We start from the raw sequence: 16429 nt of genomic DNA, 5'->3' as shown, positions 1-16429 counted from the left end.
TGCGTGATTACTCGGTGGTCCGGATCTCCACCAGCATGTGCTCACGGCCTTGGGCGTCCGCACTCCCACCCACCACGGTCCACGCGTTCTTGGTGATGTCGAACGACTTCTTCTCGGCACCGACGGTCCTGTCGACTTCGGTGGTGCAGTCGTTGCCCTGGATGGAGTGCGCGGCCGGAATTTCCATCGTCAGCCACCCCGAATGACCGGTGACGGCAAAAGCAGATCCTCTTGTCGCCCTGCCGGTGCGCCCACACCTCGACGAGGCAGGCGCCGGTGGCACGGTCCGCGAGAAGGATGGGCCGCCCCGCGCTTCAGCAGGACCCTCTGCTCCGCGGGGAACTCGTCGACCCGCGGGGGGACATGTGCCGTCACTCGGATGCTCACCTCTCGGTTCTCGGCCGGTCCGCCGAAACGACCGGAGCGAGAACGTCGACAAGATGTTCACTTTGACGCGTCACGTGAAAGCAATCCCCCCGGATTCTGCCCCGAAGATCCACTTCGGCGGGGCCATGTTGCCCGAACGTTCACACCCTGTCCACCGCAGGAAAATGACGAAAGAGGGCAAACGGTGGCGCACTCATGTGACACCCGACACGTTCTTGAACATTCGCGCAACTGCCCGCGGCGACTCCGCAAGAGCAGAGCCGCATAAAAAGGCCCGTACCGTTTCTACCGAGCGATCCGGGCTTGTGGCATGAAAAACTCGGCCCATGGTGCATATAGGAACCGTGGTGATGGGTGCGACCGACGTGAGCAGAGCAGCCGCCTTCTGGAAGGCCGCGCTCACCTACACCGAGCGCGAGCCGGGGACGGAGGACTGGGTGGTGCTGGTCCCCGTCGAAGGGCCCGGCGTCGGTGTGGCGTTGGGGCGCTCCGCCTCTCCCGTCCAGGAAGTCCCCCGGGTCCACCTCGACCTCTACTCCGACACCCAGAAGGCCGAGGTGGAGCGGCTGGTCGGACTCGGGGCGACCAGGGTCGCGTGGGACCTGTATCCGCCGGACCCGGACTTCGTGGTGCTCGCCGACCCCGAGGGCAACCGCTTCTGTGTCATCGACACGACGCACGGCGGCTGAAGGGCCCGCGGACGGCCGTCAGGGCCTCACGCCCGGCAGCGCGCGGGGCGGCGCCCTTCGCCCCGCGCCCCGCGCCCCGCGCCCCGCGCCCCGCGCCTCAGAGGATGATCTGGTCCGTGTCCTGGTGCAGCTTGGTGATCGCGGTCCGGCAGGCGCCGACGAACCGGTCGAACTCGTCGGTGGTGCTGCCGGCCCGGCCCGCCCGGGTGTTGGTCCCGAACATGGCCGCGCGCAGGTCCGTGGTGAGTTCCAGCTGGGCGCCCTTGGACAGCATGGTGCGGTTGACGGGGTTGCGGGGGTTGACTCCGGCCAGGTCGGGGACCTCGTTGCCGTCCCGCCAGGCGACCCCGATGAGGTCGAACTCGCTCTTGAGCAGGGTCTTGAAGCGGGTGTTCAGCCCGCCGACGACCACGGCCTTGGGAACGGTGCCCGCCTGAGCCGCCGTACAGCCGTGCAGGCTCAGGACGTTGAGGCTGCTCGCGGCCATGGAGATGGCCACGTGATCGTCGCAGTTCTTCGCCGTGACGTGCAGATCACGGTTGCCGGAGGACCGCAGTCCCTCGAACATCCAGTAGTCGTGCACCCCGTGGCCGTCCGCGAGCGGGACGAGGGTGTCCGGGTGGTAGCCGGCCATGGCGAGGCACAGCTCGGAGGTACCCATCTCGATACCGCCGCCGTGCATGGCCATGACGGTGGTCCGGTTGTACGGGTACGTCTGCGACAGCGAGGCGTCGGCGTACGCGTGTCTTCTGTACCGGCGGGCGAACTCGACGCCCTCCTCCCCCGCGAGCTGGGTGTAGAGGTCGGTGTTGGAGGTGTAGATGTCCAGGTCGCCGGTGGCGTGGGCGGGGGTCGCGGTGAGCGAGCCGAGCAGCGGGCCGCCGACGGCGGCGGTGGCGAGGGCTGTGAGCACCGTGCGACGGTGGGTGAAAGTCATGATCGACATCGTCGCGCAGACGGGGCCGGAAGCACAGCGGCGGGACGGTGCTTTCCCTCACGCTCCGTCGGCCGGCGACGGGGGTGCCCCCTCCGCCCGTGAGGCGGGGGCGCGCTCCAGGAAGGGCTCCAGCAGAACCGGGACCGCCTCGGCGGCGAAGGTGAGGCCCTCGGAGGCGTCGGTGTCGTACGCCGTGTACGCACCGCCTCCGGCCGCGGTCGTGGCCGTGACGCTCAGCAGACCGGCCCGGCGCTGGAACACCGACTGCCGCACCGTCCAGCCGATCACCCCGGCCCGTTCCAGGGCGGCCGTGGAGCGGCGGACCGTGCCGGAGCGGGTGACCAGGTAGCGGCCGGAGAGCGCGTGGCCGAGCGCCCGGTACGCGTCCAGGGCGAGCACCACCGCCAGCGGCACGAGGACCAGCGCGCAGCCGAGCGCGATCCACAGCAGCACGGGCGTGAGGAGCACCCCGAGAAGGGCGAGCAACAGGACCGGGCCGAGGGCCGCGGCGAGGGACCGGCGCAGCCGGCGGCCCCGGGCGGCGCGGGGGTGCGGGGTGAGCGCCGCACCGGTCGGGGTGGCCGCCTCCCGCAGGACGCCGGCGGCGACGGAGTCGGCCCGGGGCCGGGGTGCGGCCGGGAGCAGGGTGTTGTGGTCGGCGTTCCTGGCCTCGTGGTCCTGGGCCAGGCCGGTGGTGATGGCGTCGAGGCGGGCCGCGCCGAACAGCCGGACGCCCAGCGGCTCGACCAGGTCGACGCCGCGCAGCCGGGCCTCCTCGACGGAGAGGGACCGGGAGGTGAACAGGCCGCGCCGGACCCGCAGCGTGCCGCCCGGTTCGCGCTCCAGGCGGTAGTTCCACCACATCTCGACCCAGAGGCCGAGCGCCCCGACGACGCCCGCGACCAGGGCGGCCAGGAAGAGGACGACGACCACCCAGGGCAGCGGAGTCTCCCGGAAGCGGTCGCCGGCCCACGCGATGACCTGGCCCTGGGCCCCGATCCAGTCGCTGACCTGCAGCACGGCCCCGGCGGCGGCCCCGCCGAGCATGGGGGCGACGAAGGAGACCGGGGCGTAGCGGATCCAGCGGGGGTCCAGGACGGCGAGTTCGCCCTCGCGGTGAACGCCTCCGGTCGGTACGGCGGCAGCGCGCTCCAGGAGGAGGCGGCGCAGTCGTTCGCCCTCGGCGCGTGCGACCGGATCCAGTTCGAGGGTGGACTCGGAGCCCTGTTCGCCGGTGCCGATCCGGACGGTGACCAGACCGAGGAGACGGAGCATCAGGTTGGCGGTGAGGTCGACCGTACGGATGCGGTCGCGGGCCAGGGAGCGGCGCTTGACCAGGAGAAGACCGGTGTGGAGGTCGACGCGCTCCTCACCGACGCGGTAGCGGGTGCGGTGCCAGCGGACCCGGTCGGCGCCCGCCGCGACCCCGATGACCAGGACAGCTCCGGCGAACACCTGGAGCACGGCGGCGGGGAGGCTGGACCAGCGGGTGAGGCCGAGTGTGACGGGGACGGCGGCGCCCGCGACGACCCCCGCCACGACGAGGGCGGTGACCAGGACCGTACGGGGGTCGAGGCGGTGCCAGTCGGCGGGCGGGGCGGCGGTGCTCATGTGGCGTCGCCGGGGGTGTCACGGGTGATGCGGGTGAGCCGCTCGGCCAGGCCGGCGGCGACCTCGTGGTCCAGGCCCTCGATCCGTACCGCGCCCTTCGCGGAGGCGGTGGTGACCGTGACGGTGGCGAGCCGGAAGAGCTGCTCCAGCGGGCCGCGCACGGTGTCCACGGTCTGGATCCGGGACATCGGGGCGATCCGCCACTCCTGCCGGAAGTACCCGGTGCGGACGTACACCGCGTCCTCGGTGATCTCCCAGCGGTGCGTGCGGAACCACCACAGAGGGAGGAGGAGGGCGATCGCCGTGCCCGCCGCGGCCAGGACGGCGGCGGGCAGCAGCAGCCAGAGGCGGGCCGGCTCGATCAGCGCGCCCAGCACCGCGAGCGGCACGACGGGCACGGCGGTCGTCAGCAGCCACTGGGCCCGCCACCAGCCGACGGCGCGCCCGTTCAGCGTGTTGCGCGGCGGTCGCAGCCGGACCGTCTCCCCCTCCCCCTGTGGCATCGGCTCAGCGTCCGCGCAGGGTGCGGTAGGCGTCGACCAGGGCGGCGGTGGAGCTGTCGAGCTGCCCGGCGTCCGTGCTTCCGTCACCGGTCAGCAGCGGCTCGATCTTCTTCGCGAGGACCTTGCCGAGTTCGACGCCCCACTGGTCGAAGGAGTCGATGTTCCAGATGGCGCCCTGGACGAAGACCTTGTGCTCGTACAGCGCGATGAGCTGGCCGAGGACCGAGGGGGTCAGCTTGTCGGCGAGGATCGTCGTCGTGGGGTGGTTGCCGCGGAACGTCTTGTGCGGGACCAGCTCCTCGGGCACGCCCTCGGCCCGGACCTCCTCGGGCGTCTTGCCGAAGGCCAGGGCCTGCGTCTGCGCGAAGAAGTTGGCCATCAGCAGGTCGTGCTGGGCGATCAGGCCGGGCAGCAGGTCGTGGACCGGGGCGGCGAAGCCGATGAAGTCCGCCGGGATCAGCTTGGTGCCCTGGTGGATCAACTGGTAGTAGGCGTGCTGCCCGTTGGTGCCGGGCGTGCCCCAGACGACCGGACCGGTCTGCCAGTCCACGCGGTCGCCCTCGCGGTCGACGGACTTGCCGTTGGACTCCATGTCGAGCTGCTGGAGATACGCGGTGAACTTGGACAGGTAGTGGCTGTAGGGCAGCACCGCGTGGGACTGGGCGTCGAAGAAGTTGCCGTACCAGACCCCGAGGAGGCCCAGCAGAAGGGGGGCGTTCCGCTCGGCGGGGGCCGTGCGGAAGTGCTCGTCGACGAGGTGGAAGCCCTCCAGCATCTCGCGGAAGCGGTCCGGGCCGATGGCGACCATCAGCGAGAGGCCGATCGCCGAGTCGTAGCTGTAGCGGCCGCCGACCCAGTCCCAGAACTCGAACATGTTGGCCGTGTCGATGCCGAACTCTTCGACCTTCTCGGCGTTGGTCGACAGCGCAACGAAGTGCTTCGCGACGGCGTCCTGACCGGCCCTCAGTTCGGTGAGCAGCCAGTCCCGGGCGGAGGTGGCGTTGGTGATGGTCTCGATCGTCGTGAACGTCTTCGAGGCGATGACGAAGAGCGTCTCGGCCGGGTCGAGGTCGCGGACGGCCTCGTGGAGGTCGGCGCCGTCGACGTTGGAGACGAAGCGGAGGGTGAGGTCGCGGTCCGTGAAGGAGCGCAGCACCTCGTAGGCCATGGCGGGGCCGAGGTCGGAGCCGCCGATGCCGATGTTGACGATGTTCTTGACGGGCTTGCCGGTGTGGCCGGTCCACTGCCCGGAGCGGACCTGGTCGGCGAAGGAGGCCATCTTGTCCAGGACGGCGTGCACCGCCGGCACGACGTTCTCGCCGTCGACCTCGACGACCGCGTCGCGCGGGGCGCGGAGCGCGGTGTGCAGGACGGCCCGGTCCTCGGTGGTGTTGATCTTCTCGCCGCGGAACATGGCGTCCCGCAGCTCCGCGACCCCGGTGGCGGCGGCGAGCTCGCGCAGCAGGCGCAGCGTCTCGTCGGTGACCAGGTGCTTGGAGTAGTCGAGGTGGAGGTCGCCGACCCGCAGGGTGTAGGCGGTGCCCCGGTCCGGCTGCCGCGCGAACAGCTCGCGCAGCTGGGGCGCGCCGAACTCCTCACGGTGCTTGGCGAGAGCCGTCCACTCGGGCGTCTGGTTGAGCTTGGTTCGGCTTGCTGCGTTCATCCGGGATATCAGCCCACTTCTCACTCGTCATCAGCATCCCCGCTGCCCCTCCAACCTAATTGATCGAGGAGGCCGGCGGCGTGGAGGAGGAGGGTGGCGCGGGAACGCGATACGGCCGGACACCCGTGGGGTGTCCGGCCGGTGAACGACGGGGGTTTCCGTGGAGCTGTGCGGGCGAGGTGTCAGATCTCGCCGCGGAGTTTGGCCAGTGCCTCGGCGAGGATCGCTTCGCCGTCCTCGTCGCTGCGCCGCTCGCGTACGTACGCCAGATGCGTCTTGTACGGCTCGGTGCGGGGCGGGTCGGGCGGGCTGTCCTTGTCCTGGCCGGCCGGGAAGCCGCAGCGCGGGCAGTCCCAGGTGTCCGGCACCTGCGCGTCATGGGCGAAGCTCGGCTGCGTCTCGTGCCCGTTCGAGCACCAGAAGGAGATGCGGAGGCGCGGCGCCGACTCGCCGCGCTCTGCCTCCCCCATCGGCCCCGCTCCGACCCGGCTTCCCCGGATCGCGTTGCCACTTGCCACGGTCGTAACTCCCTGCGTGATGGTGCTCGAAGGATGCCCCAGTCTACGTAAGGCCCAACGCGCGTCCAGTGGAAGGAGTTACACCGTTACCGGAATCGCGGAACGGGTCGTTCAGTCGAGCTTGATGAGCAGACCGAGGACGACGATGCACGCGAACCAGACCAGACCGACCACCACGGTGATCCGGTCGAGGTTACGCTCGGCGACCGAGGAGCCACCGACGGAGGACTGCATTCCGCCACCGAACATGTCGGAGAGGCCGCCGCCCTTGCCCTTGTGCATGAGCACCAGCAGCATCAGCAGCAGGCTGAAGACGATCAGGGCGATCTGGAACGCCAGAATCACGGCTGGTCCCTACTTTCCGGATTTCTCGAATACTGCCTGTACGTACTGCGGGGGCCGGAGGATGACCACCCTCTCGGCCCCCGCAAGGGTACGACGGATCGGCGCTACCGCATACTCACTGGTCGCGGAAGCGGACGATCTTGACGAACTCGTCGGCGTCCAGCGCGGCGCCGCCGATGAGGGCGCCGTCCACGTCGGGCTGCGCCATGATGGCGGCGACGTTGCCGGACTTGACGGAGCCGCCGTACTGGATGCGGACGGCGTCGGCCAGCTCCTGCGAGTACAGCTCGGCGAGACGGCGACGGATCGCGCCGCACACCTCCTGGGCGTCCTCGGGGGTGGCGACCTCGCCGGTCCCGATGGCCCAGACCGGCTCGTAGGCGATGACGATGGTCTCGGCCTGCTCGGCCGGGATGTCCTTCAGGGCGCCGTCGAGCTGCGCGAGGGTGTAGGAGACCTGGTCACCGGCCTTGCGGATGTCCAGGCCCTCGCCGACGCAGAGGATCGGGGTCAGACCGTTCAGATAGGCGGCCTTCACCTTGGCGTTGCAGATCTCGTCGCTCTCGCCGTGGTACTGGCGGCGCTCGCTGTGGCCGACGGCCACGTAGGTGCAGCGCAGCTTGGCCAGCATGGGGCCGGAGATCTCACCGGTGTACGCACCGGACTCGTGCGCCGAGATGTCCTGGGCACCGTACTTGATCTTCAGCTTGTCGCCGTCGACCAGGGTCTGCACGGAGCGCAGGTCGGTGAAGGGCGCGAGGACGGCGACCTCGACGTCCTCGTAGTCCTTGTCGGTCAGCGCGAAGGAGAGCTTCTGGACGTGGGCGATGGCCTCGAGGTGGTTGAGGTTCATCTTCCAGTTGCCCGCCATCAGCGGGGTGCGGGTGGTCATGAAAGGTCAGTCCTCCAGTGCGGCGAGCCCGGGAAGCGTCTTGCCCTCGAGGTATTCGAGGCTCGCGCCGCCACCGGTCGAAATGTGTCCGAAAGCATTCTCGTCGAAGCCCAGGATGCGGACGGCCGCGGCGGAGTCGCCGCCGCCGACGACGCTGAAGGCCGGGGAGTCGACGAGCGCCTGGGCGACCGCGCGGGTGCCGTCGGCGAAGTCGGGGTGCTCGAAGACGCCCATCGGGCCGTTCCAGAAGACGGTGGCCGCGTCGGCGAGCTTCGATGCGTAGAGCTTGTTGGTCTCGGGCCCGTTGTCCAGCCCCATCTGCCCTTCCGGCATGGCGTCGGCGGCGACGGTGGCGGGGTGGGCCGGGGCCTTGGTCTTGAGGTCGGGGAAGGCGGGGGCGACGACGACGTCGACGGGGAGGACGAACTCCACGCCCTTCTCCTCGGCCCGGCGCAGGTACTCCTGCACGGCGGGGATCTGGTCCTCCTGGAGCAGCGAGCTGCCGACCTCGTAGCCCTTGGCCTTGAGGAAGGTGTACGCCATGCCGCCGCCGATGAGGATGCGGTCGGCCCGCTCCAGCAGGTGGTCGATCACACCGAGCTTGTCGGAGACCTTGGCGCCGCCGAGGACGACCGCGTACGGGCGCCGGACGTCGGTGGTCAGCTTCTTCAGGACGCCGACCTCGGTGGCGATGAGGTAGCCCGCGTAGTGCGGCAGCCGGGCCGGGAGGTCGAAGACCGAGGCGTGCTTGCGGTGGACGGCGCCGAAGCCGTCGCCCACGTACGCGTCCGCGAGCTCGGCCAGCTGATCGGCGAAGGCGCCGCGCTCGGCGTCGTCCTTCGAGGTCTCGCCGGCGTTGAAGCGCAGGTTCTCGATGACGGCGACCCGGCCGTCGGCGAGGCCGGCGACCGCGGCGCGGGCGGACGGGCCGACCGTGTCGGTGGCGAAGGCGACGTCGGCGCCGAGGAGCTCCCCGAGGCGGGCGGCGGCGGGGGCCAGCGAGAAGGCCGGGTCCGGGGCGCCCTTGGGGCGGCCGAGGTGCGAGGCGACGACGACCCGCGCGCCGGCCTCGGCGAGCTTGGCGACCGTCGGGAGGACGGCGCGGATGCGGCCGTCGTCGGTGATCGTGGTGCCGTCGAGCGGCACGTTGAGGTCGGCGCGGACGAATACCCGCTTGCCCGCGACCCCTTCGGCGAGAAGTTCGTCGATCGTCTTCATCTGGTCTTCCGTTACTCCTTGCAAGGACGGATGAACATGCTAAGAGGCTCGACCGACGCGTCGTTGCGCCGGTCGAGCCTCCCGCTCACATCGTTGTGCCTGCCGACCCGAGGATCAGAGCTGTTCGCCGACGAAGACCGTGAGGTCGACGAGGCGGTTGGAGTAGCCCCACTCGTTGTCGTACCAGCCGAGGATCTTCACCGAGTTCCCCTCCTGGACCATCGTCAGGGAGGCGTCGAAGGTGCAGGACGACGGGTCGCCGACGATGTCCGAGGAGACGATCGGGTCCTCGGTGTACGTCAGGAAGCCCTTGAGGGCGCCGTCGTCGGCGGCCTTCTTGAAGGCCGCGTTGACCTCGTCCTTGGTGACCTCGCGCTGGAGGGTGACGACCAGGTCGGTGGCGGAGCCGGTCGGGACCGGGACGCGCATCGCCATGCCGTCGAGCTTGCCCTTGAGCTGCGGGAGGACCAGAGCGGTGGCCTTGGCGGCACCGGTGGTGGTCGGGATGATGTTCTCGGCGGCGGCGCGGGCACGGCGCAGGTCCGAGTGCGGGAAGTCCAGGATGCGCTGGTCGTTGGTGTACGCGTGGACCGTCGTCATCAGGCCCTTGACGATGCCGAAGTTCTCGTCGAGGACCTTGGCCATCGGCGCCACGCAGTTGGTGGTGCAGGAGGCGTTGGAGATGACGTTGTGCTCGGCCGCGTCGTACTGGTCCTGGTTGACGCCCATCACGATGGTGATGTCCTCGTCCTTGGCCGGAGCCGAGATGAGGACCTTCTTGGCGCCGCCCGCGAGGTGCTTCTCGGCGTCGGCCTTCTTGGTGAAGATGCCGGTCGACTCGATGACGATGTCGACGCCCAGCTCGCCCCAGGGGATGTCGGCCGGGTTGCGCTCGGAGAGCACCTTGATGGTGTGACCATCGACGGTGATGGTGTCGGCGGTGTGGCTGACCTCTGCCTTGAGGCGGCCCAGGATGGTGTCGTACTTCAGCAGGTGGGCCGTGGTCGCAGTGTCACCCAGGTCGTTGACAGCCACGATCTCGATGTCCGCACCCTGCTCGAGCAGCGCGCGGAAGTAGTTGCGACCGATGCGGCCGAAGCCGTTGATGCCTACGCGGATCGTCACGAACCGATCTCCTCGTTAGGTACGCCGGTTTTCGACGCCGGCGAGTTGTATAGGGATGTCCCCGACCGGTTCCGACCCTACCTCTCCGAGGGCCGGGGAGTGACATCGAGAGGTGCACTGTGCGCCACCGGAAACGACCGGAGACCCGTACTCGCCAGTAGGAGTACGGGTCTCCGGTTCGCCCGCCGGGGCAGGGGTCCCGGTGACGCGGGACCGAGGTCCCGGCGGGTCGGGGACCAACGTCCCTCGCCCGCCGACGAGTCAGCCGACCAGGCCGTCGGCGAGCTCCTCGCTGAGGGTCGCCTCGGTCCCCGGGATGCCCAGGTCCTGGGCCCGCTTGTCGGCCATCGCGAGCAGCCGGCGGATCCGGCCGGCGACCGCGTCCTTGGTCAGCGGCGGGTCGGCGAGGGCGCCCAGCTCCTCCAGGGACGCCTGCTTGTGCTCCATGCGCAGCCGTCCCGCGGCGGCGAGGTGCTCGGGGACCTCCTCGCCGAGGATCTCCAGCGCGCGCCCCACCCGGGCTCCGGCGGCGACCGCCGCACGGGCCGAGCGGCGCAGGTTCGCGTCGTCGAAGTTGGCGAGGCGGTTGGCCGTGGCGCGGACCTCGCGCCGCATCCGGCGCTCCTCCCAGGCGAGCACGGCGTCGTGGGCGCCGAGCCGGGTCAGGAGGGCGCCGATGGCGTCGCCGTCGCGGACGACGACGCGGTCCACGCCGCGCACCTCGCGGGCCTTGGCCGCGATGGAGAGCCGGCGGGCCGCGCCGACCAGGGCGAGGGCCGCCTCGGGCCCCGGGCAGGTGACCTCCAGGGAGGAGGAGCGGCCGGGCTCGGTGAGCGAGCCGTGGGCGAGGAAGGCGCCGCGCCAGGCCGCCTCGGCGTCGCAGGTGGCCCCCGAGACCACCTGCGGGGGCAGCCCGCGGATCGGCCGGCCGCGGCCGTCGACCAGACCGGTCTGGCGGGCCAGCTGGTCGCCGCCCGCCACCACGCGGACGACATAGCGCGACCCGCGCCGCAGTCCGCCGGGGGCCATCACGATCAGCTCCGAGCTGTGCCCGAAGATCTCCAGGATGTCGCGCTTGAGGCGGCGGGCGGCGTTGCCCGTGTCCAGCTCCGCCTCGATCACGATGCGGCCGCTCACCAGGTGCAGTCCGCCCGCGAACCGAAGAATCGCCGAGACCTCTGCCTTCCTGCAGCAGGTCCGGGTGACGGGAAGATGAGAGATTTCGTTCTTCACCGCTGGCGTCATCGCCATGGGCCGATCCTTCCATGCATCCGGAAAATACGGTCGTACGCGGCGGCCAACAGCTCCTGATCATGGACCGGAACGCCGTCGGGCGATGCCACCGGCGCCAGCTCGACCGCGGCTCCGAGCCGCTGGGCGGCGTCGGCGAGGGACTCACGGTCGGGCACGGCGGCCTCGTCGGCCAGCACCACGTCCAAGGCGAGTTTAGGGGCGTGTCGCCCCAAAACCTCCAAATGACGCTGCGGTGAGAAGCCTTCTGTTTCGCCGGGCTGGGGCGCGAGGTTCAGCGAGAGGACCTTGCGGGCCTTCGTGGTGACCAGGGCGTCGAGCAGCTCCGGCACGAGCAGGTGCGGGATCACGGAGGAGAACCAGGAGCCGGGGCCGAGGACCACCCAGTCGGCGTCCAGGACCGCCGCGACGGCCTCCGGGACGGCAGGCGGGTCGGGCGGGACCACGTGCACGGACTGCACCTCACCGGGCGTGAGCGCCACCGTGGCCTGGCCGCGCACGGTGACGATCGCGTCGGGCAGCTCGGGGTCGTGGCCCTTGACCAGCGCCTGGAGCTCCAGCGGGACGGCCGACATCGGGAGCACCCGCCCGTGCGCGCCGAGCAGCTTGCCGACCAGGTCCAGTGCCTGCACGTGGTCGCCGAGCTGCTCCCACAGGGCGACGATCAGCAGATTGCCGACCGCGTGGTCGTGGAGGTCGCCCTTGGACTCGAACCGGTGCTGGACGACCCGGGACCAGGTGCGGCCCCAGTCGTCGTCGCCGCACAGGGCGGCGAGCGCCTTGCGGAGGTCGCCGGGCGGCAGCACGCCCAGCTCCTCGCGCAGCCGGCCGCTGGAGCCGCCGTCGTCGGCGACGGTGACCACGGCCGTGAGATCGCCGGTGATCCGGCGCAGCGCCGTCAGGGACGCCGAGAGGCCCATGCCGCCGCCGAGCGCGACGACCTTGGGCTGAGCACCGCGCTTGCGGCCCGAGAGCGCCGAGGTGGCGCGGCTCAGGCGCCGCATCCGCAGATTGCGTCCGGTCACTCTCGCCCCATGTCGCGGTGGACGAGGACGGTCTCGATGCCTTCGGCGGCGAGGCGGGCGGAGAGCTTCTCGGACATGGCGACCGAGCGGTGCTTGCCGCCGGTGCAGCCCACGGCGATGGTCACGTACCGCTTGCCCTCGCGGCGGTAGCCCGCGGCGATCAGCTGGAGCAGCTCGGTGTACTGGTTGAGGAACTCCTTGGCTCCCGGCTGGTCGAAGACGTAGTCGGACACCTCCTCGTTGACGCCGGTGAAGGGGCGCAGCTCGGGGACCCAGTGGGGGTTGGGCAGGAAGCGGCAGTCGACGACCAGGTCGGCGTCGACGGGCAGGCCGTACTTGTAGCCGAAGGACATCACCGTGGCCCGCAGCTCCGGCTCGGACTCGCCCGCGAACTGGGCGTCCATCTTGGCCCGCAGCTCGTGCACGTTGAGGCTGGAGGTGTCGATGACCAGGTCGGCGTCGCCGCGCAGCTCACGGAGCAGGTCGCGCTCGGCCGCGATGCCGTCGACGATGCGCCCGTCGCCCTGGAGGGGGTGCGGGCGGCGCACGGACTCGAAGCGGCGCACGAGGGCGTCGTCGGAGGACTCCAGGAAGACGATCCGGCGGGTGACGTGCTTGGCCTCCAGGTCGGCGAGGGACTCGCGGAGGTTGTCGAAGAAGCGCCGGCCGCGTACGTCGACGACGACGGCGATCCGGGCCACGTTGCCCTGGGAGCGGGCTCCCAGCTCGACCATGGTGGGGATCAGCGCGGGCGGCAGGTTGTCGACGACGAACCAGCCGAGGTCCTCCAGACACTTGGCGGCGGTGCTGCGCCCGGCGCCCGACATCCCGGAGATGATCACCAGCTCGGGGATGGCCGCGTCACCCGTCTCGTTCGGGGTGTTCGTACTCACGTGTGCTGCTCCGTCTGCTCGGTGTGCTCGGTCTGCGGTGTTCTGTGTGGTCTCGTGGCTGTTCTCGGTCATGAGCTGCCCCCGTCGTCCTCTTCCATGATCTCTCCTGTGGCCGTGTTCACGGCCGGGGCCGCGGGAGCGGTCGAGGCGAGGGCGGCGGCCACCGATTCCGCCGTCCTTCGCCCTATCCCGGGGACCTCGCAGATCTCGTCGATTGTCGCTTGCCGGAGCTTCTTCACCGAGCCGAAATGCTTGATCAGCGCCTGCTTGCGGGTCTCGCCGAGGCCGGACACCTCGTCGAGGGGGCCGGAGCGGATGCGCTTGGCGCGCTTGGCGCGCTGATACGTGATGGCGAAGCGGTGCGCCTCGTCCCGGACGCGCTGGAGGAGGTAGAGGCCCTCGCTGGAGCGGGGCAGGACCACGGGATCGTCGTCGTCGGGGAGCCAGACCTCTTCGAGGCGCTTGGCGAGGCCGCAGACGGCGATGTCGTCGATGCCCAGCTCGTCCAGGGCGCGCCGGGCGGCGGCGACCTGGGGCTGCCCGCCGTCGACGACGACGAGCTGCGGCGGGTAGGCGAACCGCTTGGGACGGCCGTCGTCCTCCCGGGGCTCGGCACGGGCGTCCTCCGGGGACGCGCCGTCTCCGGGGGCCGGGGCGGCGGTGCCGACGGTGCTGAGGTCCGGGGCGGCGGAGGCTGGGCCGTAGACGGGAACCGTGGCCGGGGCGGCGGGGGCCGGGCCGGGTGCGCTGCCGGTGAGGGTGGGACCGGGCGCGGAGCCCGTGGGGGCGGGGCCCCCCGCCGGGGTGTCCTCCGGCTGCTCCTCCCACTCCCCCGTGCGTTCCTTCTCCTGGAGGTAGCGCTTGAACCGGCGGCCGATCACCTCGTGCATCGAGCGGACGTCGTCCTGGCCCTCGAAGCCCTTGATCTGGAAGCGGCGGTACTCGCTCTTGCGGGCCAGACCGTCCTCGAAGACCACCATGGAGGCCACCACGTCGTCGCCCTGGAGGTGGGAGATGTCGTAGCACTCGATGCGCAGCGGCGCGCTGTCGAGACCCAGCGCCTCGGCGATCTCCTCCAGGGCGCGGGAGCGGGTGGTCAGATCGGAGGCGCGCTTGGTCTTGTGCAGCCCGAGGGCCTGCTGGGCGTTGCGCTGGACCGTGGCCATGAGGTCCTTCTTGTCGCCGCGCTGCGGGACGCGCAGGCTGACCTGGGAGCCCCGGCGCTCGGCGAGCCACTGGGAGACCGCTTCGGGGTCCTCGGGCAGGGCGGGGACCAGGACCTCCTTGGGGACGGCGTCGCCGCGCTCCTCCCCGTACAGCTGCTGGAGGGCGTGCTCGACGAGGCCGGAGGTGTCGACCGCCTCGACCTTGTCCGTGACCCAGCCGCGCTGGCCTCGCACCCGGCCACCGCGTACGTGGAAGATCTGGAGGGCGGCCTCCAGCTCGTCCTCGGCGACGGCGATCAGATCGGCGTCGGTGGCGTCGGCCAGGACGACGGCGCTCTTCTCCATGGCCCGCTTGAGGGCCTCGGCGTCGTCCCGGAGCCGGGCGGCCCGCTCGTACTCCATCTCCTCGGCCGCCTGCATCATGTCCTTCTCCAGGCGGCGGATGTAGGTGCCGGTGCGCCCGGTCATGAAGGCGCAGAAGTCCTCGGCCAGCTCGCGGTGTTCCTCGGGGGTGACCCGTCCGACGCAGGGGGCCGAGCACTTGCCGATGTAGCCCAGCAGGCAGGGGCGGCCGGTGCGCGCGGCGTTCTTGAAGACTCCGGCGGAGCAGGTGCGGACGGGGAAGACCCGGAGCATCAGGTCGACGGTCTCGCGGATCGCCCAGGCGTGGCCGTACGGACCGAAGTAGCGCACGCCCTTCTTCTTGGCGCCGCGCATGACCTGGACGCGGGGGAACTCCTCGTTGAGCGTGACCGCGAGGTAGGGATAGCTCTTGTCGTCGCGGTACTTGACGTTGAACCGGGGGTCGAACTCCTTGATCCAGGAATACTCCAGCTGGAGCGCCTCGACCTCGGTGGAGACGACGGTCCACTCGACGGAGGCGGCGGTGGTGACCATCGTGCGCGTACGCGGGTGCAGGCCCGCCAGGTCCTGGAAGTAGTTGGCCACGCGCTGGCGCAGGTTCTTGGCCTTCCCGACGTAGATCACCCGGCGGTGCTCGTCGCGGAACCTGTAGACCCCCGGGGAGTCGGGGATCTGTCCCGGCTTGGGGCGGTAGCTGGAGGGGTCTGCCATGTCTCACACCCTACTTGCGGGCAGTGACAGCGCGTCGTCCTCGCGTGGTGCCGCGCTCCGGAGTGCCGTGGGGTGCTCCGCACCCCGGAGCGCGGGCCGGTGGGCCGCTGGAGCCGGTGCTCAGGCGTCCGTGGCCGGGGATCGCCCGGTACGGCTCCGGCGGCGCAGCGCGGCGGCCCCGCACAGGGCCAGGGCGAGCAGCGCCCCGGCCCCGGCGGTGGTGGAGACCGCGGTCAGGGCCGTGTCGGGGCCCTGGGCCGCATTCGCGAGTGCGGCGCCCTCGGCGCGGTCCGGGGTCGCCCGGTCCGCCGCCGGGCCGGAGACGGGGCCGGGGGCCGGTGCGGGTCCGGTGGCTGCTTCGGGGCCCGGGGCCGCTTGGGGGCCGTAGCCGCCCGCCTGGCCGGAGCGGGCGTATCCGGACCCGGGCAGCTTGTCGCCGTACGCCTCTTTCACCCGGGTCCGGTAGGCGTCGAGCGTGGTGCCCTTCGCTCCCACAGCGGTCCTCGCGTCCTGGTCGAGCGGGAGGACCCGGGAGTCGTCGTGGACGTACCAGGCGTCGATCTGCGGTTCACGGAAGACCGTGCCGCCGGGGAGTGCGCGGGCGCCCCGGGCGGCGTAGCGGGCCTCGTCGTCGCCGGTGGCGATGTTCACCACCTGCCAGTCGCCGTCGGCGCCCGCCTCGGGAAGGGTCCACAGGGAGGCCTTCTGGCCGTCGGAGGAGACGGCGGTGCTGGCCAGGTAGTCCAAGGTGCTCGGGGCGGCTCCGGGCTCTCCGGCGACGAAGGCGGCCGAGAGCGTGCGCACGGGCACGGCCTCGCCCGCGATCCGCGGTGCGCTCGCCTTCCTGCTCACCGCGCCCTCCCGGGCGAAGAACCGGGACAGGGTGGCCAGGGTGGCCGGCTCGGTCGCGGCCTCGTGGGCGGCTTCGAGGGTCGACGCGCTCAGTTTCGGCGGGGCCGCGCGGCCGTCGTCGGCGAGGGCGGGAGCGGCGGCGGTGAACAGGGCGGTCGCGGTGAGCGCGGTGGCGACGGCGAGGCGCCGGGTGGTGGCCGCCTGCCGCGCGGCGGGCGTGCGCCGGGTGGTCGCGGTGCTCCGTGCGGTGGAGGTCCGCCGGGTGGTGGAGTTCATGTCC

Annotated in this window: 16 protein-coding genes; 1 reads left to right on the top strand and 15 read right to left on the bottom strand. The window is 71.3% G+C overall.

All coding sequences use genetic code 11. The features are described 5' to 3' along the window. Positions 1 to 7 precede the first annotated feature (7 nt). Positions 8 to 187, bottom strand: a complete 180-nt coding sequence (locus KME66_RS34210) for a hypothetical protein (protein ID WP_253208492.1) — start codon at positions 185 to 187, stop codon at positions 8 to 10. A gap of 526 nt (positions 188 to 713) precedes the next feature. On the opposite strand from KME66_RS34210, the gene KME66_RS27315 reads away from it, so the two are divergent. Further along, positions 714 to 1076 (top strand): VOC family protein, encoded by a 363-nt coding sequence (locus KME66_RS27315; protein WP_216327054.1) that lies wholly within the window; start codon positions 714 to 716, stop codon positions 1074 to 1076. 97 nt (positions 1077 to 1173) lie between these two features. On the opposite strand, the gene KME66_RS27310 is transcribed toward KME66_RS27315, so the two are convergent. The 14 genes from KME66_RS27310 to KME66_RS27245 form a co-directional block, all read right to left on the bottom strand. After that, positions 1174 to 2013, bottom strand: coding sequence for a poly-gamma-glutamate hydrolase family protein (locus KME66_RS27310; RefSeq protein ID WP_216327051.1), 840 nt, complete (start codon positions 2011 to 2013; stop codon positions 1174 to 1176). A gap of 57 nt (positions 2014 to 2070) precedes the next feature. Continuing rightward, on the bottom strand, positions 2071 to 3624 hold the full coding sequence (locus KME66_RS27305; RefSeq protein ID WP_216327049.1) for a PH domain-containing protein: 1554 nt from the start codon (positions 3622 to 3624) through the stop codon (positions 2071 to 2073). Then, on the bottom strand, positions 3621 to 4127 hold the full coding sequence (locus tag KME66_RS27300) for a PH domain-containing protein (RefSeq protein ID WP_216327045.1): 507 nt from the start codon (positions 4125 to 4127) through the stop codon (positions 3621 to 3623). Before KME66_RS27300 ends, KME66_RS27305 begins: the two co-directional genes overlap by 4 nt. A gap of 4 nt (positions 4128 to 4131) precedes the next feature. Beyond that, positions 4132 to 5790 carry a glucose-6-phosphate isomerase gene (pgi, locus tag KME66_RS27295; protein ID WP_216327042.1) on the bottom strand — a complete coding sequence of 553 codons (1659 nt, stop codon included), beginning with the start codon at positions 5788 to 5790 and terminating at the stop codon, positions 4132 to 4134. Positions 5791 to 5972: 182 nt separating this feature from the next. Then, positions 5973 to 6308 carry an RNA polymerase-binding protein RbpA gene (locus tag KME66_RS27290; RefSeq protein WP_073217477.1) on the bottom strand — a complete coding sequence of 112 codons (336 nt, stop codon included), beginning with the start codon at positions 6306 to 6308 and terminating at the stop codon, positions 5973 to 5975. Positions 6309 to 6419: 111 nt separating this feature from the next. Beyond that, positions 6420 to 6653, bottom strand: coding sequence for a preprotein translocase subunit SecG (gene secG, locus KME66_RS27285; protein WP_010061274.1), 234 nt, complete (start codon positions 6651 to 6653; stop codon positions 6420 to 6422). Positions 6654 to 6768: 115 nt separating this feature from the next. Continuing rightward, complete coding sequence (gene tpiA, locus KME66_RS27280) at positions 6769 to 7545, bottom strand: triose-phosphate isomerase (protein ID WP_073217479.1); 777 nt, start codon at positions 7543 to 7545, stop codon at positions 6769 to 6771. A 6-nt stretch (positions 7546 to 7551) separates the two neighbouring features. Continuing rightward, entirely contained in the window at positions 7552 to 8763 is a 1212-nt protein-coding gene (gene pgk / locus KME66_RS27275; RefSeq protein WP_216327039.1) for a phosphoglycerate kinase, read from the bottom strand. 114 nt (positions 8764 to 8877) lie between these two features. Then, positions 8878 to 9888 carry a type I glyceraldehyde-3-phosphate dehydrogenase gene (gene gap / locus KME66_RS27270; RefSeq protein WP_073217483.1) on the bottom strand — a complete coding sequence of 337 codons (1011 nt, stop codon included), beginning with the start codon at positions 9886 to 9888 and terminating at the stop codon, positions 8878 to 8880. A 261-nt stretch (positions 9889 to 10149) separates the two neighbouring features. Then, on the bottom strand, positions 10150 to 11139 hold the full coding sequence (gene whiA / locus KME66_RS27265) for a DNA-binding protein WhiA (protein ID WP_006123686.1): 990 nt from the start codon (positions 11137 to 11139) through the stop codon (positions 10150 to 10152). Further along, positions 11130 to 12164: a uridine diphosphate-N-acetylglucosamine-binding protein YvcK gene (yvcK, locus tag KME66_RS27260; RefSeq protein WP_073217487.1), complete on the bottom strand. Its 1035-nt coding sequence runs from the start codon at positions 12162 to 12164 to the stop codon at positions 11130 to 11132. Before yvcK ends, whiA begins: the two co-directional genes overlap by 10 nt. Beyond that, positions 12161 to 13129 carry an RNase adapter RapZ gene (rapZ, locus tag KME66_RS27255; protein ID WP_216327028.1) on the bottom strand — a complete coding sequence of 323 codons (969 nt, stop codon included), beginning with the start codon at positions 13127 to 13129 and terminating at the stop codon, positions 12161 to 12163. The genes yvcK and rapZ overlap by 4 nt, the downstream gene beginning before the upstream one ends. Beyond that, positions 13126 to 15297: an excinuclease ABC subunit UvrC gene (gene uvrC, locus KME66_RS27250; RefSeq protein WP_216327026.1), complete on the bottom strand. Its 2172-nt coding sequence runs from the start codon at positions 15295 to 15297 to the stop codon at positions 13126 to 13128. Before uvrC ends, rapZ begins: the two co-directional genes overlap by 4 nt. A 120-nt stretch (positions 15298 to 15417) precedes the next feature. Then, positions 15418 to 16425 carry a hypothetical protein gene (locus tag KME66_RS27245; RefSeq protein WP_216327023.1) on the bottom strand — a complete coding sequence of 336 codons (1008 nt, stop codon included), beginning with the start codon at positions 16423 to 16425 and terminating at the stop codon, positions 15418 to 15420. Positions 16426 to 16429 lie beyond the last annotated feature (4 nt).

Source organism: Streptomyces sp. YPW6, from assembly GCF_018866325.1.
Taxonomy (GTDB): domain Bacteria; phylum Actinomycetota; class Actinomycetes; order Streptomycetales; family Streptomycetaceae; genus Streptomyces.
Note: the sequence above shows the minus strand (reverse complement) of the source record. Positions and strands in the feature narration are given on the sequence as shown.